Below are 17989 nucleotides of genomic sequence, written 5' to 3'. Positions count from 1 at the left end.
TTTAAGGGTAATATTGATGGATTATTTTCCATTTTCAGATTCCAGTTCACGAATTCGATTTTCCGTCATGTGGGTAAGACATGCCTCTTCATTATTGCATTGGGATTTTTTCTTTATCCATTCTCTTTGCGCAGGGAGCAAGCGTTTACGTGTATCAGAGCTAAGATTTTTCCAGACTGAATTAAGTTTATCATCGCTTGCTTTAAAACTATGTGTATCGTCCTTTGATTTTTCTGCATTGTTTTTAGGGGCTTCGTGATTGGTATCATACAAAACGGGTGCCCTTACTCCCTGAGCGTAGTCTTTAGCTGCTTTTTCCCCCACGGCTTGCCCATTCGCAGTCAATACCTTTCCGAACTCTGTAGTGTCGAAACTGTAATTGCGGATCTCGCCATTGAAGTCCAGCTTCACGTTAACGGTTGTTGACTTCGAAATGGCAGTCAAGAAATCACCAGCTTCGGACCCGAAGGAACAAGCGACTTCTTTAGAATCACTGACATTAGGGCGTAACCCGTGCATCGTGAATCTGCCGTTATCAGTTGTAGCAGTGATATCTACCAGCGGAACGATTGATGATGATTGCTTTGTCATCGCGAAGCATATTCCCTTCAGATTTACATCCCTGTCCATCCCGAGAAACATAAGTGCGTTTTTGTCGCTGCTGGCGACACCCATTGATTTTGCCTCTGGCAAGAAATAGACGGTACTGGAGGCGGTGGTTAAACCTGAAACGAAAACAACACCTGACGCCATGATTTTCAAGGTTTTTATAAGGATGGTCATTCTGGATACCTTCTATCGTTCGCACTCCATCGTGGACAGAGCATTCATTCCATGAGTCTTGTTTACGAGAAACACTAACCGAAGAATCATGATCTTACATTGATCTATGAAATCTATCAATATCGTATAATTGATCTGTAAAAACGATCAATTAACATGGGGAGAAGAGGGGAAGATGCGAAGGGTATTGTTTTTAAAGGGTTTTAAAATGGTTCATATGCTTGGTGTTAACGTCGGGCGGGGGGCAGCGGTTAGTCTTGAATACTGCGATTGGAAGGGATTCCCTTCGACTGTACGGGCTTTCCTGCAACCATAGAGGTGTTTCGATAAGGAGCGGTGCAATAAGTACAATTCGTAGACATAATGAATACGATGTAATTTGAACCCTTGCTCTAAAACGCGCTGTATCAAGTTTTACGGGGGTTTTGTATTGAACGATGTCTGAAGTCTGCTTTAATCGCTCTGACAAGATACAGAGCGATTCATGGCTATATACCGATGGATGACGCTAACATTTCTGTGGGGCAATTTTACAATGGCACTAACACTTACCTTTATTCCGTCAGTTCATCGATCAGTGTTCGGGGATGATCTAGTCGTTTTTTCGCTTCGGTCATGAACTTGTCTCTGTTGATCATTATGTCAATATGGTCATGCAGTACCAAACCTTCAGATTCAAGAATTTGAATATCGTTGATAGTCTGCGCTTCAACATAAATCTTACCTTTCTTCCAGCCTGAGTTGTTTTCGATAACGATACGCTGTTTATGCTGATCTCGGTATGTGATGGTAAACAAGTTGTGTTTCTTATCTATTCTGAAGCAATCCACGCGCATAATAACGGTCTTAATGTTTGCCCTTATTTTTGTACGTAAAGGGTTAAGTGCGTCATTAATGTCAAACTCCCTGAACTTGTCCCACCCCTCAGTGTTCATTTGCACGATTGATTCATCGTATAGTCTTTTTTCCACTATCAGACTTTGTTTTTCTTGTTCCAGTTGATCAATTTGTGAAGTGAGGTTATTTATGATTGCCGGATTTTTAGCTGAACCAATAGCCAATACATAGTTCTCAATTTGCGCTTGTATGTCCGCGATTTTTCCTTCTAAACCAGATGGTTGATATTTTTTCTGCAAGAAAATTCTATCGGCTATCAGTTGTAAAATCGTCCTTTCAAGGGTGCTTGCCCTGAATCCCCACTTATTACAATCTTGGTGTAAATCTCTGGATGCACATTGATAACGGTAAGCATGTGGATGGTTCTTAAGGGTTGATTTTGCCTTAACCATGTAACATGAGCAATGCGCACAATGCAAAATACCAATACCGGAAAGTAATGGAATTTCTGGATTACTCTCGCGATTTGGGGCAAACCCTTTGTTTCCCACTTGGAGCTTTAACGCTTCATATTCATCTTTGCTTATGATGGCAGGGTAATAATCATCCAGAACGTATTCAGCATTGTTTATAGTGATCACTTTTCGTCCATAAATGGCAGGTTCAAGAATTCTGGAACAATGCTGCATATTCCATATACCTTTTGATTTTTTGTTGCCAATAACCGGTCGATCGTAGTTGTTTTTAAGGTGGCGAAGGATCATTCGATTTGACCAACCGTCTTGTTTAAACTGGATAATCTTTTTTGCTATGGGGAATAGGACTGGATGCGGAATGACATAACCAGTACTCGAATCTGTCCACCATTTATCCGATCCTAACTCTTTAATCGCGACTACAGGATCACCTGGTTTCCGTTCCTTGTGACGTCTGATCTTGGACAGAGCACTTGCAATAGTGCGGTGTGATTTGGTTGAACTTTCTTCGTTTGCACGGCTGAACAACATCACGCTAAACATCAGTTGCTGTAATGTCTCGGTGTTCACTTCAGTTTGTCTGTAAACCTGTTTATCAATCCCGGTAATTACCGTGATGCCATTAAGTAATAAGCTGGTGAAAAGGTTAACCGCTTGCATAGCGTTCTGGCGTGAGAAGCGATCAAGGGATTCAATCAAAAGGAAAGACCCCTTTGGGATCAAACCCGATTCAACTTGGGCTATGAAATCTGATAAAGCTCCTTCCTGAACGTTTTTACCTTTGTACGCTGACACTCCTAAATCTTGGTATTCCTCGAAAATCTCCAGATCGTACTCAATAGCGATCTGTTTTGCCATTTCAGCAATGTAGCTCTTCTGACGTTCTATCGAGCTACCTTTACCTTGTCGCTCGCTGGAGTAACGGATATATGAATATAAGCGTGGACGATTCATGGTATTGAATTTCACTGGAGTTACTGTATTTCTTAAGATTGTATCATGTGCAGACATTGTTCATCACCTCCTTGATAATCCACTGAGGCGACGGTTATAGCTGTCTTTACGCCTCAATTATTGATGAGGGGTATTCTACTTTAGTGTTCCCGATGGTGACGCCCAGCACCGCCATCACGGTGAAGCCCAGACCGGTCAGTACCGCGTGGATGAGATACAGCACTGGCGCGACAAACAGGAACAGGAATTCGATTGGCTCCGTTGTACCGCCCACGACGCAGGCGATGACCCCGGAAATCAGCAGCCCTTTAATTTTATGGCGGTTTTCCGGACGAGCACAGTGATACATGGCCAGCGCCGCACCCGGCAAGCCGCCGAGGAAGGCCGGCATTTTACCCTGTGACAGGAAGCGGGTCGCACTTTCAGAGAAGCCGTGCGTGGTCGGGCAGCTCAGCTGTGCCTGGAAGATGGTCAGCGCACCGCTCACATCGTGTCCGCACACCTCCATTGTGCCGCCCGCTTCGGTAAAGCGGATCAGCGCCACCAGAATATGTTGCAAACCAAACGGCAGCAGCAGACGTTCGCCGGTTCCGAAGATCATCGGACCAAAATCGCCCGCACCGTTGATGATGCGACCAATCCCGTTAATCCCCAGCGCAAAGACTGGCCAGATCAGCGGAATAATAAGGCCAAACAGACCCATGACCACAAGGGTTACAATGGGTACAAAGCGGGTGCCCCCGAAGAACGCCAGCGCATCAGGCAGGCGGATATTGTGGAAGCGCTCATGCAGCATCCAGATAATCACCCCGGCGATCACCGCGCCGAGGATCCCGGTATCAATGGACTGAATCCCGATAACGCTCTGAATGTTGTTCGCTTTAAGCACGGCGGCATCGGTGGTGGGCAGAATGCCTTTAGCCGTCAGCCAGAAGTTCACCGCAAGGTTCATTACCGCATAACCGACAAACCCGGCAAAGGCGGCCACGCCTTTGTTCTCGCGTGCCAGACCCAGCGGGATAGCAATACAGAACATCACCGGCAGGAAGCTAAAGGCGAAGGAGCCGACTTTACTCATCCAGATAAAGATCGCCTGCAGCACAGGTGTCCCGAGGAACGGGATCAGCGTGATGACGTCCTTACTGCTCAACGAACTGCCGATCCCGAGCATGATCCCGCAGAACGAGAGGAGTGCCACGGGCAGCATAAAGGTTTTACCCAGTTGCTGGAAAAATTCCCACAGCGATATTTTTTGTGCTGCTTTCGCCGTCATAAAACGACTCCTTTATTGTTAAAATCAGTTTATCTGCGTCAATGCTGCGAGAAGATAAAACGTTTTATCAAAGTTTAGTGCGCTCTGAATCACATTCTCAGGCTTTGACTGGTAGTATAAAGATTACATATTGATAAAACGTTTTACCGATCTCATTTCAGGGAGTCACGCCGACACATGGCTGTAGCGAAAAAAATCACCATCAACGATGTCGCGCTGGCGGCGGGGGTTTCCGTCAGCACCGTTTCACTGGTGCTCAGCGGGAAAGGACGCATTTCTCCCGCGACCGGGCAACGGGTTAACGAGGCGGTTGAGCAACTGGGCTTTGTACGTAACCGCCAGGCATCAGCGCTGCGCGGCGGCCAAAGCGGTGTGATCGGTTTGATTGTGCGTGATCTGACCTCTCCCTTTTATGCCGAACTGACCGCGGGCCTGACCGAAGCGCTTGAAGCGCAGGGACGGATGGTCTTTTTGCTTCACGGCGGTCGCGAGGCCGATCAGCTCCTTTCCCGTCTGGATATGCTGCTTACGCAGGGCGTCGACGGGGTGATCGTCGCCGGCGCGTCGGGTGTGAGTAATGACTTGTGCGAGCGCGCCGCCGAAAAAGGCGTGCCGCTGGTGTTTGCCTCGCGCGCCAGTTATCTGGACGAAGCCGATACCCTGCGACCAGACAACATGCAGGCCGCACAAATGTTGACGGAGCATCTCATTCATCGTGGGCATCAGCGCATTGCCTGGCTTGGCGGAAAAAGCTCGTCCCTGACGCGAGCCGAGCGGGTAGGCGGTTACTGCGCGACGCTGATTAAATACGGCCTCCCGTTCCACAGCGAATGGGTGGTGGAATGCGAATCCAGCCAGAAGAAAGCCGCGGAAGCGATAAACGCGTTATTACGGAGTAGCCCGACGATAAGCGCCGTGATTTGCTATAACGAGGTGATTGCGATGGGAGCCTGGTTTGGCCTGATCCGCGCCGGGCGTCAGAGCGGAGAGGGTGGGGTTGAAACCTTCTTCGGCCACCAGGTGGCGTTAGGGGCATTTGCCGACGTCGGTGAAAACGCGCTGGACGATCTGCCCATTGTCTGGGCCACCACACCTGCCCGGGAGATGGGTTACACGCTGGCGGACAGGATTATGCAGCGCATCGAAAAAGCAGACGTGCAGGCCGGGCACCAGATTGTGTCGGCACGGTTAGTGACGGTGAAATAGTATTTCGTGGCACCAGTCTGAGTACCTGCAACCGGTAATAAAAAACCCCTCAGAGAGGGGTTTTGATGATTACTGCTGTGGTGCAGCGGGTGCAGCAGGTGCTTCAGGCACGGCCGGCGCTGCAGGTTCAGCCGGTTCCGGCATCCCCAGGGCAGGCATACCAAACATCCCGACAAAATCTTCCAGCGGCATTTTATCGCCGTTCAGCGTGACCTGACCGTTGGCATACTGCAGGCTGGTGGAAATGGTATTGTCTTCCATCTTCGTGATGCGGAACATCTGGCCCATTGCCGCCAGGCCTTTCACCTGCTGGCTCGCCAGCTTGCCGGCATCTTCATCGCCATACCCTTCAAGCTTCGCAATCTGGGTCATAAACTCGGTCGCCATATCCACAGGAATGGTCAGCTTGCTGTCGAGTGACTTCACGCTGCGATCCACTTCCTGCGCCAGAGTCTGAGGTTCACCCGTTGCGGTTGCCGGGTCTTTCAGGAACAGGGACAGATTAAAGTTGGTTTCGCCTTTGCTGTTTTTCCAGCTCAGCGGGGCCACGGTGATAACTGGCTCGCCTTTCAGCAGGATGGGCAGGTTGTTCATCAGCACCGCCATGGCCTGCTGCTGGTAAACTTCCGGATTCTGCTGCAGCGCGGCATTGCTCAGCAGTGCCTGGCTCTCTTTGCTGTATTTCTGGCTAAATTCATGCCACGCCTGACCGTCGATATTGCCAATCTTCAGCGACAGTTTGCCGGTCCCGAGATCCTGGTTCTGCACTTTCAGGCTCTTCAGGGCGTAATCCAGTTGGGTATTGATGCTCTTACCGTCTTTAGACACGTCGGATTTGCCGTCCACCTCCATGCCTTCCAGCACGGCCATCTCTTTCCCTTCAACCGCGATAGCAATCTTGTCAAAAGAGAGTTTCTGATTACCGATACGCTCTTTAAAATCGGTCATCTTGCTGTCGCCGTCGGCTTTCAGGTTATTGAACGTCAGCTGAACCTTTTGACCGTATTCATTGACGGCATTGATCAGGCCGCTCTCTGCTTCACCGGTCAGGGAGAAGACATTTCCATCGCGGTCAGCATCAACCTTGAAATTCCCCCCGCTAAAGGTCACTTTCTCGTTATCTTTCTCGTAGTTCAGTGCTTTCAGATCGATACTGGAACGTGTGTCACCGGCGTAGCTGATGCGGGTGTTAACCTCGAAAGGTGACTCATTCTTTGCCAGATCAAACAGAGGTTTGGTTAAGTCGTTATTCACCAGTACAGTATGAACGGACGCCATCGACGGGATCAGGTTAAAAGACGTTAACTGTGCCAGCGGGAACGGACCGTGGCTGACCACTTCATCCAGCACCACGCTTTGGCCCGGTTTCAGCCAGCCATTTTCATTACCGGCAACAGGCTTGACAACCACCTGCATATGGCTGGTAAAGATACCACGCTGATAATTCTGGTAGGCAAGCTCCACGCCTGCTTCCGGCGCGCCACGCTTAAGCTCTCCGTTAGCCTGTGCCACCATCTCAGCCAGACGGCTTTCCAGCTGTTTCCCGGTAAACCAGGAGGCACCTGTCCAGACCACGCCTAACGCTACAATCACTCCTACCGCTACGACCGATTTTTTCATTGCGACTATCCCTAAAATGAAACCAGGCGGTAGAAACCGCCCGGTGATGTAAAGTCTTCAACTAGCTTAGCAAGAGTTGTTAAAAAATTCAGTAAGTGCTTATAGCTTATTAAAAACACGCGCCAGACGACCGGTACCGCTCACGCTCACCGGCGACTCGTTTGCCGCTACAAATGCCGATTCGCCTGGTTTGAGCACCAGACGCTCGCCACCTTTATGCAGCGTTGCTTCACCCTCAACGCAGAACAGGATTGCTGCGCTCTCCTGCGCGATAGCGGTTTCTGCCGGGCTCAGGTCATGCAGTGAGAAGGCAAAATCATCCACCGGGATTGGGAAGTCCAGCTCCGCACCCTGTTTAACAGGCTGAGTCAGCAGGTGATCCGCTGGCTTCGCCTCAAACTTCACGTTGGCAACCAGCTCAGGGATATCAATGTATTTCGGCGTCAGGCCTGCACGCAGTACGTTGTCTGAGTTGGCCATCACCTCCAGCGCCACGCCCTGCAGGTAGGCGTGCGGGGTTTCAGCAAACAGGAACATCGCCTCGCCCGGGTTCAGCTTCACCACGTTCAGCAGCAGAGGGGAGAACAGGCCGCTGTCGTCCGGGTAGAATTCAGAAATCAGGCGGATGGTATCCCACGGCTCACCGTGCTGGCTGTCCAGTGCTGCTTTCAGCACGGCCAGGGCGTGAGATTTCTCTTCACCCTGCATGTTCAGCAGGCTGGCGAAAAGCTGGCTCAGGCCTTCTGCATTCGGGTTTTCCAGGAAGTGAGCGATAGCGTTGTTAGCACCCGCCACCGGCTGCAGCAGGGAGATAATTTCTGAGAACTCGCGAAACGCGTTCATCGCCAGGAAGGGGGTCAGCGCAAAGACCAGCTCCGGCTTGTGGTTAGGATCTTTATAGTTACGCTCGGCGGCATCTAACGGAATACCGGCCGCGTTCTCTTTCGCAAAGCCCATCTCAGAGGCTTTTTTATTCGGGTGAACCTGGATGGAGAGCGGCTGGTCGGCGCACAGCACTTTAAACAGGAACGGTAGCTCACCAAAACGGCTGGCAACCTTGTCACCCAGCAGGGTGGCTTTGTCGGCATCAATCACGTCGCGCAGAGAGCGAACCTGGCCGCTTGCGTCTTCAATTTTTGAGCTGCTCTTCGGGTGCGCACCCATCCACAGCTCTGCCATCGGCAGGTTGTTTGGGTTCGCGATACCGTAGAGATCCGTTAACGCAGTTTTACTTCCCCAGGCGTAGTTTTGCACTGAGTTAATGAGTTTTTGCATTATCAAGCCCTGATTCAATGGTGGAATTAACTCCGGGTATTAAAGCAATAAACAACATGGAAGTAACCTGTGGATGTAAAAAGTCGTACTAGTCTCAGTTTTTGTTAAAAAATTGTGTAGGATAAGCTGACTCGCTTTTAAGCGGGCAGCGGAACATCTGCCCAAATAATCAGACTGAAGCAGTAAGTGAGAGAACAATGTCGAACAAACCCTTTCATTATCAGGATCCTTTCCCCCTCAGTAAGGATCAAACCGAATATTACCTGTTAACCCGCGATCATGTCTCCGTCTCTGAATTCGAAGGGCAGGAGATCCTCAAGGTCGATCCACAGGCGCTGACGTTACTGGCGCAGCAGGCTTTCCACGACGCCTCGTTTATGCTCCGCCCTGCGCACCAGCAGCAGGTTGCCGATATCCTGAGCGACCCGCAGGCCAGCGAAAACGACAAATACGTCGCCCTGCAGTTCCTGCGTAACTCGGATATCGCGGCGAAAGGTATTTTACCTACCTGCCAGGACACCGGCACGGCCATCATTGTGGGTAAAAAAGGCCAGCGCGTCTGGACTGGCGGCGGCGACGAAGCGGCGCTGGCGCACGGCGTGTACAACACCTACACCGAAGACAACCTGCGCTACTCGCAAAACGCGGCGCTGGATATGTACAAAGAGGTCAACACGGGCACAAACCTGCCTGCGCAGATTGACCTGTATAGCGTGGACGGTGATGAATACAAATTCCTTTGCATCGCCAAAGGTGGCGGTTCAGCGAACAAAACCTATCTCTATCAGGAAACCAAAGCGCTGCTCACGCCGGGCAAGCTGAAGAATTATCTGGTTGAGAAAATGCGCACGCTCGGCACCGCTGCCTGCCCGCCGTACCATATTGCCTTTGTGATTGGCGGTACGTCAGCAGAGAGCACCCTGAAAACGGTGAAGCTGGCGTCGACCAAATATTATGACGGCCTGCCTACCGAAGGGAACGAGCACGGCCAGGCGTTCCGCGATGTTCAGCTCGAACAGGAACTGCTGGAAGAAGCGCGTAACCTTGGCCTGGGTGCGCAGTTCGGCGGCAAATATTTTGCCCATGATGTGCGTGTGATCCGTCTGCCGCGCCACGGTGCCTCCTGCCCGGTTGGGATGGGGGTCTCCTGTTCTGCGGATCGTAACATCAAGGCGAAGATCAACCGCGAAGGCGTCTGGATCGAAAAACTGGAGAATAACCCAGGGAAGTACATTCCTGAAGCGTTGCGCAAAGCGGGCGAGGGTGAAGCCGTTCACGTTGACCTGAACCGTCCGATGAAAGAGATTCTGGCGCAGCTGTCTCAGTATCCGGTGTCGACCCGTCTCTCTCTTAACGGAACCATCATCGTTGGTCGTGACATCGCTCACGCGAAACTGAAAGAGCGTCTGGACAACGGTGAAGGGCTGCCGCAGTACATCAAAGATCACCCGATTTACTACGCAGGCCCGGCCAAAACGCCAGAAGGCTACGCCTCTGGCTCGTTAGGCCCGACCACCGCAGGCCGTATGGACTCGTATGTTGACCAGCTGCAGGCCAACGGCGGCAGCATGATCATGCTGGCAAAAGGAAACCGTAGCCAGCAGGTGACGGATGCCTGCCATAAACACGGTGGCTTCTACCTGGGCAGCATCGGCGGTCCGGCTGCCGTACTCGCGCAGGGCAGCATTAAGAGCCTTGAGTGCATTGAATACCCGGAACTGGGTATGGAAGCTATCTGGAAAATTGAAGTGGAAGATTTCCCGGCGTTTATCCTTGTGGATGACAAAGGTAACGACTTCTTCAGGCAGATCCAGTCCTCTCAATGTTCGGCGTGTGTGAAGTAATCTACTATAGCCGGGTGGCGTTCACGTCACCCGGCACATCAAAGAGCGCACAAAGCGCCATATCTTTTCTGTAAAGCAATCAATACTTATCTCTGAAGCATGTGAGCAATCCCGACAGTGTTATCAAGGAGAAAGTAATGACTACGGTACGCCGTGAGAAAGACTCTATGGGCGCGATCGATGTCCCGGCTGACAAGCTATGGGGCGCGCAAACCCAGCGTTCGCTGGAACATTTCCGTATTTCGACCGAGAAAATGCCCGTCTCGCTGATTCAGGCGCTGGCGCTCACTAAACGTGCGGCCGCCAAAGTGAATCAGGATTTAGGCCTGCTGGCGGCAGATAAGGCCACCGCGATTATCACTGCTGCCGATGAAGTGCTGGCCGGCAAGCATCCCGATGAATTCCCCCTCGCCATCTGGCAGACCGGTTCTGGCACCCAGAGCAACATGAATATGAACGAAGTGCTGGCGAACCGGGCAAGCGAACTGCTGGGCGGCGTGCGCGGTATGGAGCGTAAGGTTCACCCGAACGATGACGTAAACAAAAGCCAAAGTTCGAACGACGTCTTCCCGACGGCGATGCACGTGGCGGCGGTGATTGCGCTTCGTGAACAGCTGATCCCGCAGCTCAACGTGCTTAAAACCACCCTTGGCGAGAAGGCGCAGGCTTTCAGCGATATCGTCAAAATAGGACGTACTCACCTGCAGGATGCCACGCCGCTGACGCTCGGCCAGGAGATTTCCGGCTGGGTGGCAATGCTAGAACATAACCTCAAGCACATCGAGTACAGCCTGCCGCATCTTGCAGAGCTGGCGCTGGGCGGAACGGCGGTCGGTACGGGGTTAAATACCCATCCGGAATATGCGGTGCGCGTTGCCGACGAGCTGGCGGCCATCACCGGGCAGCCGTTTATCACGGCGCCGAATAAGTTTGAAGCGCTGGCCACCTGTGATGCGCTGGTTCATACCCACGGTGCCCTCAAGGGTCTGGCAGCGTCGTTGATGAAAATCGCTAATGATGTGCGCTGGCTGGCCTCGGGTCCCCGTTGTGGTATCGGTGAAATTAGCATTCCGGAAAACGAGCCGGGTAGCTCTATCATGCCGGGCAAAGTAAACCCGACCCAGTGTGAAGCCATGACCATGCTCTGCTGCCAGGTAATGGGTAACGACGTTGCCGTTAACATGGGCGGCGCATCCGGTAACTTTGAGCTGAACGTCTATCGCCCGATGGTGATTCACAACGTGCTTCAGTCCATACGCCTGCTGGCGGACGGTATGGAGAGTTTCAACGAGCACTGTGCGTCAGGCATTGAGCCAAACCGCGAGCGCATCAGCCAGTTGCTCAATGAGTCGTTGATGCTGGTGACCGCGCTGAATACCCATATCGGCTACGACAAAGCCGCCGAGATTGCGAAAAAAGCGCATAAAGAGGGGCTGACGCTGAAAGCCTCCGCTCTGGCATTGGGTTACCTGACGGAGGCTGAGTTTGATGCATGGGTACGCCCGGAATCGATGGTCGGCAGCCTGAAATAATCACTGCGCCACATACAGGTGCAGCCGCGGAATAATCAGCTGCAGCGGTTGCGCCTGAGGTCTGTAACGATGCTGGACATTTTCAGCATCGTAATTCAGCAGTTCGCCAATATCCGGCACAATGGCCCCCTGATCGGCATCATAAAGTGCGATCAGCGGCGTTGGGCAGGCATACTGTACCTGCTTTTGCTGGCCGGAATACCAGACGCGCGCGATAGGCTGCACCTTCACCGGACGCTTAATCTTAAGCCGGGTATCCGCCGGCAGTGAGGCGATGCTGTGGTACTCCTGCTCAAGCCGTTCAATCCACTGCTCGCGTGACCACGGTGCGACAGTCCGCGGTGCCTTAAGACTCTTTTCCAGCTGTGCCAGAATGTCATCCCGGGTGAAGTTTTTAATGATGTGCTTGTTGGCCCAGCCGAAGCGAAGCGTGGCGGGATGACGCAGTACCGTCAGCGTACGGTAGGCATTCAGGGTGATTAATCCCGGTAGCTGTCGGTGTACCCATTCAAAACGGGCGGCAGGGGCCAGACCCGACTCTTCAGTGATGATCTTTTCAAACGTCGCCTTAAGCGTGTTGATATGCGCAATCTGGTTTTCCAGCGCTTCTCGCGTTGTCGCATCGGTTTGCAGGCAGATTACGCCTGGCAGACGAACGGCCGCCTTACTGCTGCGGTTTTCTGACTGCTGCTGGATAAACAGGCGACGGTAGTGCCGCAGCGTCAGTTCCAGCGCCGCTTTGCCGATATGCTGCTGTACCTCTATGGTTTCCAGCGGGTCGTGTTCAGCGCCTTTCACCACATCCGGCAGGGTAAAGACGCGCGCGGCTAACAGACGGCAGGTCTGCAAACGTTCGGTCAGGGTCAGTAACTCGTGTTCAATGTCGCGGAACGTGCTGTTCAGCCTTTCGATGAGATCGTACGTCGCCATGATAACTTTTCATTAGTTACAACATACTTATCATATAGCACAGCACGCCGGGTCAGGCCAGCGTGCGATAAAGGTCAGGCAGGGACGGGAAGGGTGATGTTGTGATATACCGGCCAGCTAAAGCAGAAGCGCGCGCCGCCGAGTGCGCTCTCTTCACAATGCACCGTGCCGCCCATCGCCTGCGCAATGGAGTAAACAATTGCCAGCCCCAGGCCACATCCCCCCGTGGCACGATCGCGACTGGGGTCGAGGCGTACAAACGGCTCAAACACCGTTTCACGCGCTTCCGGGGCGATGCCAGGTCCGTCGTCCTCAACCGTCAGACAGGCCTGACTACCCTGTAAATCTAAGCCAATCTGCAGCGTGCTCTCGCTATAGCGCATGGCGTTGTTCATCAGATTATCCAGCACGCGTTCCATCAGACGCATATCCAGTGCGCCATAATCGCCGGGCGTGACGTGTGTCAGCAGCGTGCGTTGCGGGTTTACGCTCTGGACATCATCGATATGGGTTTGTAACCAGCCGGGCAGGTCCGGCGTACTGAGGTTCAGTTCGTTTTGCGGGCGATCGAGGCGCGCATAGGTCAGGAGCTCCTCAATGAGGCCCTCAAGCTGACCAATGTCGCGGTTCAGTGCCTGAGACTCGGCCTCCGTCAGGTTTTCGCTCATCTCCAGCCGATAGCGCAGGCGTACCAGTGGCGTACGCAGCTCGTGAGCAATTCCGTCAATGAGCTGTTTTTTACTGATAATCAGCGCATTGATGTTATCGGCCATCTGGTTAAACGCCACGCCAAGACGCTCGAAGCTGGAACCGCTGTCGAAGTGAATGCGCTCGGTAAAATGCCCGTCACCAAAACGTTGCGCAGCTGATTCCAGTTTCAGCATGTCCTGCCAGTGTGGCCTCATCCAGATAAAGACCGGGAACGCGAGCGAAATGGCAATGAAAGCCAGCAGGGCAAGGTCCAGCAGGCGCATCTGGTGCAGATAATAGAGATAAGGTACCGGCCCCACGGCCAGAACGTAATGGCTCCGTGGAATGCGCTGGATAAAGGTATATTTCTCATCCAGCGCCACAATGTCCCCGTCACGCAGTCGCTGCATGGCGGGTGGCTCTAAATCGAAATCCTTCATCGGCTCGATGCGCAGATCAAACGACAGGTTCAGATCCAGCTCTTTTAAGGTCTTGGCCCAGTCGTGTGGCGGGATCTCTCGCAGCTCGCTGCGCATCAGGTAGAGCGAGCTTTTCATTAAATCATCCAGTGACTGCCTGCCCGCACGTTCGGCGGTGAATTTATAGACCAGTCCAACCAGCATGGTCATCACCAGGAAGCAGACAAACAGCAGGAGGTAAAACTGTACGAACAGCTTTTTCATTCAATCTCACCGAAAATCAATACGTTAACAACCTGCGTCGAAGACAAACACGCAAACCCAAACTAGTTACACATACCGCTCGGTTTTTTACGGGGCCCGCATTGTGAGTAATCCCACAGAACGTACCCTTTTGATTTCATACAGTCTTCTATTTTTTTGATCCTGGAATCTTGCTGTTCTATCGTTTCGCCCGGCAGCAGGCGGTTACGACTGAAGTTTTCGTCCCATGAATTGAGCGAATACTTTCGATCAACGCCGCAGGCGTACAAATCCTCACGGCGTTGTTGCACATTGGTATGGCCCGGGGTCCAGGGATTCTGGATAGTCTGAATATACGGAACATAGTCATAATGACTTGAATCCATATCTGCGACAACGCACCCGGTTAACCCAAAACTGCAGATCAGGCTGAGTGTTCTTATTTTATGCAACTGTCAGACCTCGTCTGCATAATGTTTTAAACAGTGTCATTCGGGGAACCGGCATCAGGTTTCCCAGGCGTGAGGCGCGAACAGATAGCCCTTGTTACGCACGGTTTTAATGCGGTACGGCTCAGTGGCATTATCCTGCAGTTTTTTACGCAGGCGCGAAATAGCCACGTCAACGCTGCGATCCATTCCGTCGTAGCTGACGCCGCGCAGGTTTTTCAGTAATGCATCGCGATCCATGATCTGCCCGGCGTGGGTTGCCAGTTCCCAGAGCAGGTCAAAATCTGCCGTGGAAAGGGCGATAAGCTCGCCAGAAAGCAGAACCTGACGGTTAATCGGATCAATAGACAAGGTACCAAAACGCATCGCTTTGTGCGGGGTCAGCGACTGAGCAGGCGCTTCTCGTTCAACGCTGGCACGCTGGCGTAAATGGAGGCGCAGACGAGCAAGGAGGACGGCAGGGGGCGTGGTTTTCAGAATGTAGTCATTGGCACCCATTTCGAGTGACAAAATATGGTTCATGTCGCTGTCCAGCGAGGTCAGCAGCACGATAGGGCCCTCCCACCGGGCGCGCAGATCGCGGCAGACCGTCATGCCATCTTTGCCGGGCAGCATAATGTCCAGCAGCACCAGGTCCGGGTTTTCACGTAAGACCACCTCTTCGGCACGATCGCCACGAGGCTCAACAATGACGTCCATATCATGCTTACCCAGATAGGCGGCAATCAATTGCCCCACTTCGGGCTCGTCTTCAACATAAACAATCTTATTCATACAACGTCTGTTATCGCGAAAAAAGCCAACATACACCGCACAACCTTAACGTTCCATTAATCTTTCATAATTAACGCCAGTTCCGTTATTCTGGCTCATATTGTTATTTGATTGTTATAGGGAAAAAGATGGGGCTGGTGATAAAAGCCGCGTTGGGTGCGCTGGTGGTGTTACTGATAGGTATTCTGGCTAAAACCAGGAATTATTATATTGCCGGGCTGATCCCACTCTTCCCGACCTTTGCGTTAATAGCGCACTATATTGTCGCCTCAGAACGAGGCACGGAAGCATTGCGTACGACTATCGTGTTCGGGATGTGGTCGATCATCCCTTATTTTCTTTATCTGCTTTCGCTGTGGTACTTCACCGGTTTTATGCGACTTCCCCTGGCGCTGAGCGGGGCTGTTGTCTGCTGGGGACTCAGCGCCTGGGTGCTTATCTTCTTCTGGAGCCGCTTTCACTAGCGCAGCGGTCGACCGCCGTCCACGGCAAAGGTTCTGCCAGTGACGTAGCAACTGGTGAGCAGATAATCGATAAGATCGATAACCTCTTTTTCACCTGGCGCAATTTTCATCAGCGATTTATTCAGCGCCTGCTGGCGATACTCCGCATCATCGTCTTCGTTGAATAAAATCATCGCCGGGGCGATGGCGTTCACCTTAACTTCAGGGGCAAGTTTACGGGCGAACGAGCGCGTCATGTTATCGAGTGCAGCTTTACTGGCCGCATAGGCGATGTGCTTGTCGCTGCCGCGCTCCACGACGTAATCGGTGAAATGAATAATATCACCCGCCGCATGTCCGTGACCGCGCAGCAGGTCGAGCAGGGCATGGTTCAGCAGATAGGGCGCATTGACGTGGATCTGCAGCATGCAGGAGAGCGTTTCGCTGAGTGGCGTACCGGATTTTTCGGGAAGCCAGGCGCTGGCATTATGGATAATGGCGCGCAGCCCGGGGGTGGTAGATTTCACTTTATCAGCGAAGGCCAGAATACCGTCATCGGTTGAGAAATCGGCCTGAATGCAGATCGCACCGGCTTTGCGTAGCCCCTCAATCGAGGGATATTCGCTGCGGTAACTGATGATGACCGGATGGCGAAGATTGAGAAAGTGATGGGCAAGGGCGAGGCCGATACGACGGCCTCCACCAGTAATCAGTATTGGGCGTTGCTGCGCATTTCCCATCGTATTCTCCTTTTCAGTTCAACAATGGGAAAGGCGATTCTATCCCATTAACATCCAGGTTGCCGGTACGGCAGCAACCAGTAACAGCCCGATTAAGGCCATCTCACGGCGTCTAAGCGCGTTCTCTAACTGATGCGTGCGGCGGGCGTAGATAAACACCAGCAGGCCCGGTGCATACAACACCACCGACAGCAGCAGATGCATAGGCCCGGAAGCATACAACAACCACAGGCCGTAAATACAGGCTCCGACACCCACCACATAGTGCGCCGGACGTGTGGCGATTTTTAACAGATACGCACCTACTAAGAAATAGGGTACCAGAATCATCTCCGAGGCGATGGTCAGCAGAGTGTTATAGTCTGAACCTGTGAGCCAGATCAGCACCAGACAGACCTGAACGCTGATGTTGGTCAGCCAGAGTGAGGCCGACGGCGCGCTGTTTTTGTTTTGACGAGCAAACAGGCGTGGAAATGCTTTGTGCGTTGCGGCCAGGAACGGCACTTCTGCCGCCATAATGGTCCAGCTCAGGTACGCGCCGCACACGGAGATAATCAGCCCCGCGGCAATCACCACGTCACCCCACGGTCCGAACATTTTCACCATCAGGCCCGCCATCGACGGGTTACGCATTTCGGCCAGCTCAGGACGCGCGACCACCCCCAGCGACAGCAGCGTCACCATCAGATACACGCCCAGCGCCGCCAGTACCGCCAGCAGCGTGGCGCGACCCACATCGCGCTTATTCCGCGCCCGGGCAGAGACCACGACGGCCCCTTCAACACCGATGAAGACCCACAAGGTGATCAGCATGGTGTTTTTGACCTGCTCCCAGACCGGTACGCCCAGCGCGACACCGCTGAAATCGAGACTGAACACATCGAGACGGAACGCCATAAAGGCCAGCACGATAAACAGGCCGAGCGGAACCAGTTTGGCCAGAGTTGCCACCAGATTAATGCTGGCCGCCGTCTGTACGCCACGTAGAATCAGCCAGTGAACAACCCACAGCAGTACCGAGGCGCCCACAATGGACTGCCAGGTATTGCCGTCGCCAAAGAACCGCAGTTCAGGGGTATCGGTAAAGAAACTGAGCGCCGAAAAGACGATCACCAGGTAGGAGACGTTTGCGATGACCGCACATAGCCAGTAGCCCCATGCGGAACAGAAGCCAATCAGTTCGCCGAAACCTTCACGGGCGTAAGTGAAAATCCCTCCATCCAGATCCGGGCGGATGCGGGTCAGAAGCAGCATTGCGAACGCCAGCAACAAAATCCCGGCACCCGTGATGCCCCACCCTATAAGCAGTGCGGCAGGGCTGGCGACCGCTGCCATATTCTGCGGTAAGCTGAACACGCCCGCACCCAGCATTGAGCTCAAAACGAGTGCAGTCAAAGCACTCAGGCCTAGTTTCTTTTCCATTGGCTTCCTGTTATGAAAGGTCCAAATCCAGAATAATTATTTCGCACAGGCGCATAAAAATGGTGGATCACACTAAGGC

Annotated in this window: 13 protein-coding genes and 1 pseudogene; 4 read left to right on the top strand and 10 right to left on the bottom strand. The window is 52.6% G+C overall.

What is annotated here, in order from left to right; genetic code table 11:
• Window positions 1–21: 21 nt before the first annotated feature.
• The 3 genes and pseudogenes from AAIR21_RS04375 to malX all read right to left on the bottom strand — a co-directional run.
• Window positions 22–783 carry a lysozyme inhibitor LprI family protein gene (locus tag AAIR21_RS04375; protein ID WP_434680079.1) on the bottom strand — a complete coding sequence of 254 codons (762 nt, stop codon included), beginning with the start codon at window positions 781–783 and terminating at the stop codon, window positions 22–24.
• Window positions 784–1337: 554 nt separating this feature from the next.
• Window positions 1338–3107: a recombinase family protein gene (locus tag AAIR21_RS04370; RefSeq protein WP_434680077.1), complete on the bottom strand. Its 1770-nt coding sequence runs from the start codon at window positions 3105–3107 to the stop codon at window positions 1338–1340.
• 85 nt (window positions 3108–3192) lie between these two features.
• Window positions 3193–4323 (bottom strand): annotated as a pseudogene (gene malX, locus AAIR21_RS04365) (PTS maltose transporter subunit IICB); the annotation flags it as partial.
• A 177-nt stretch (window positions 4324–4500) separates the two neighbouring features.
• Here malX and AAIR21_RS04360 point away from each other — a divergent pair.
• Window positions 4501–5529 carry a Mal regulon transcriptional regulator MalI gene (locus AAIR21_RS04360; RefSeq protein ID WP_014169810.1) on the top strand — a complete coding sequence of 343 codons (1029 nt, stop codon included), beginning with the start codon at window positions 4501–4503 and terminating at the stop codon, window positions 5527–5529.
• 69 nt (window positions 5530–5598) lie between these two features.
• Here the strand turns inward: AAIR21_RS04360 and AAIR21_RS04355 are convergent, their stop codons facing one another.
• A complete protein-coding gene (locus tag AAIR21_RS04355) occupies window positions 5599–7149 on the bottom strand; it encodes a YdgA family protein (RefSeq protein ID WP_063934335.1) in 1551 nt (516 codons plus the stop codon).
• A gap of 99 nt (window positions 7150–7248) precedes the next feature.
• Complete coding sequence (manA, locus tag AAIR21_RS04350; RefSeq protein ID WP_020884317.1) at window positions 7249–8424, bottom strand: mannose-6-phosphate isomerase; 1176 nt, start codon at window positions 8422–8424, stop codon at window positions 7249–7251.
• Window positions 8425–8621: 197 nt separating this feature from the next.
• Between manA and fumA the strand changes: the two genes are divergently transcribed.
• Window positions 8622–10268, top strand: a complete 1647-nt coding sequence (gene fumA, locus AAIR21_RS04345) for a class I fumarate hydratase FumA (RefSeq protein WP_025204339.1) — start codon at window positions 8622–8624, stop codon at window positions 10266–10268.
• Window positions 10269–10405: 137 nt separating this feature from the next.
• The gene (fumC, locus tag AAIR21_RS04340; protein WP_020884315.1) at window positions 10406–11800 is read left to right on the top strand and encodes a class II fumarate hydratase; all 1395 of its coding nucleotides are present in this window, start codon (window positions 10406–10408) and stop codon (window positions 11798–11800) included.
• Here fumC and tus read toward each other — a convergent pair whose 3' ends face one another.
• From tus to rstA, 3 genes are all read right to left on the bottom strand, one after another.
• Window positions 11801–12730: a DNA replication terminus site-binding protein gene (gene tus / locus AAIR21_RS04335; RefSeq protein ID WP_014169815.1), complete on the bottom strand. Its 930-nt coding sequence runs from the start codon at window positions 12728–12730 to the stop codon at window positions 11801–11803.
• 74 nt (window positions 12731–12804) lie between these two features.
• A complete protein-coding gene (gene rstB / locus AAIR21_RS04330; protein ID WP_014169816.1) occupies window positions 12805–14103 on the bottom strand; it encodes a two-component system sensor histidine kinase RstB in 1299 nt (432 codons plus the stop codon).
• A gap of 485 nt (window positions 14104–14588) precedes the next feature.
• Complete coding sequence (gene rstA / locus AAIR21_RS04325; RefSeq protein WP_025204337.1) at window positions 14589–15305, bottom strand: two-component system response regulator RstA; 717 nt, start codon at window positions 15303–15305, stop codon at window positions 14589–14591.
• Between the two features lie 128 nt (window positions 15306–15433).
• Here rstA and AAIR21_RS04320 point away from each other — a divergent pair, with 128 nt between their 5' ends.
• Window positions 15434–15769, top strand: coding sequence for a GlpM family protein (locus AAIR21_RS04320; RefSeq protein WP_020884312.1), 336 nt, complete (start codon window positions 15434–15436; stop codon window positions 15767–15769).
• On the opposite strand, the gene folM is transcribed toward AAIR21_RS04320, so the two are convergent.
• The gene (gene folM / locus AAIR21_RS04315) at window positions 15766–16488 is read right to left on the bottom strand and encodes a dihydromonapterin reductase (protein ID WP_020884311.1); all 723 of its coding nucleotides are present in this window, start codon (window positions 16486–16488) and stop codon (window positions 15766–15768) included. The two genes, AAIR21_RS04320 and folM, sit on opposite strands and share 4 nt — an antisense overlap.
• A gap of 39 nt (window positions 16489–16527) precedes the next feature.
• Entirely contained in the window at window positions 16528–17910 is a 1383-nt protein-coding gene (locus tag AAIR21_RS04310) for an amino acid permease (protein ID WP_020884310.1), read from the bottom strand.
• Window positions 17911–17989 lie beyond the last annotated feature (79 nt).

Source organism: Enterobacter sp. PTB, from assembly GCF_051130085.1.
In the GTDB taxonomy this organism is placed as follows: domain Bacteria; phylum Pseudomonadota; class Gammaproteobacteria; order Enterobacterales; family Enterobacteriaceae; genus Enterobacter; species Enterobacter ludwigii.
This window is presented reverse-complemented; position numbering and strand designations above follow the sequence as displayed.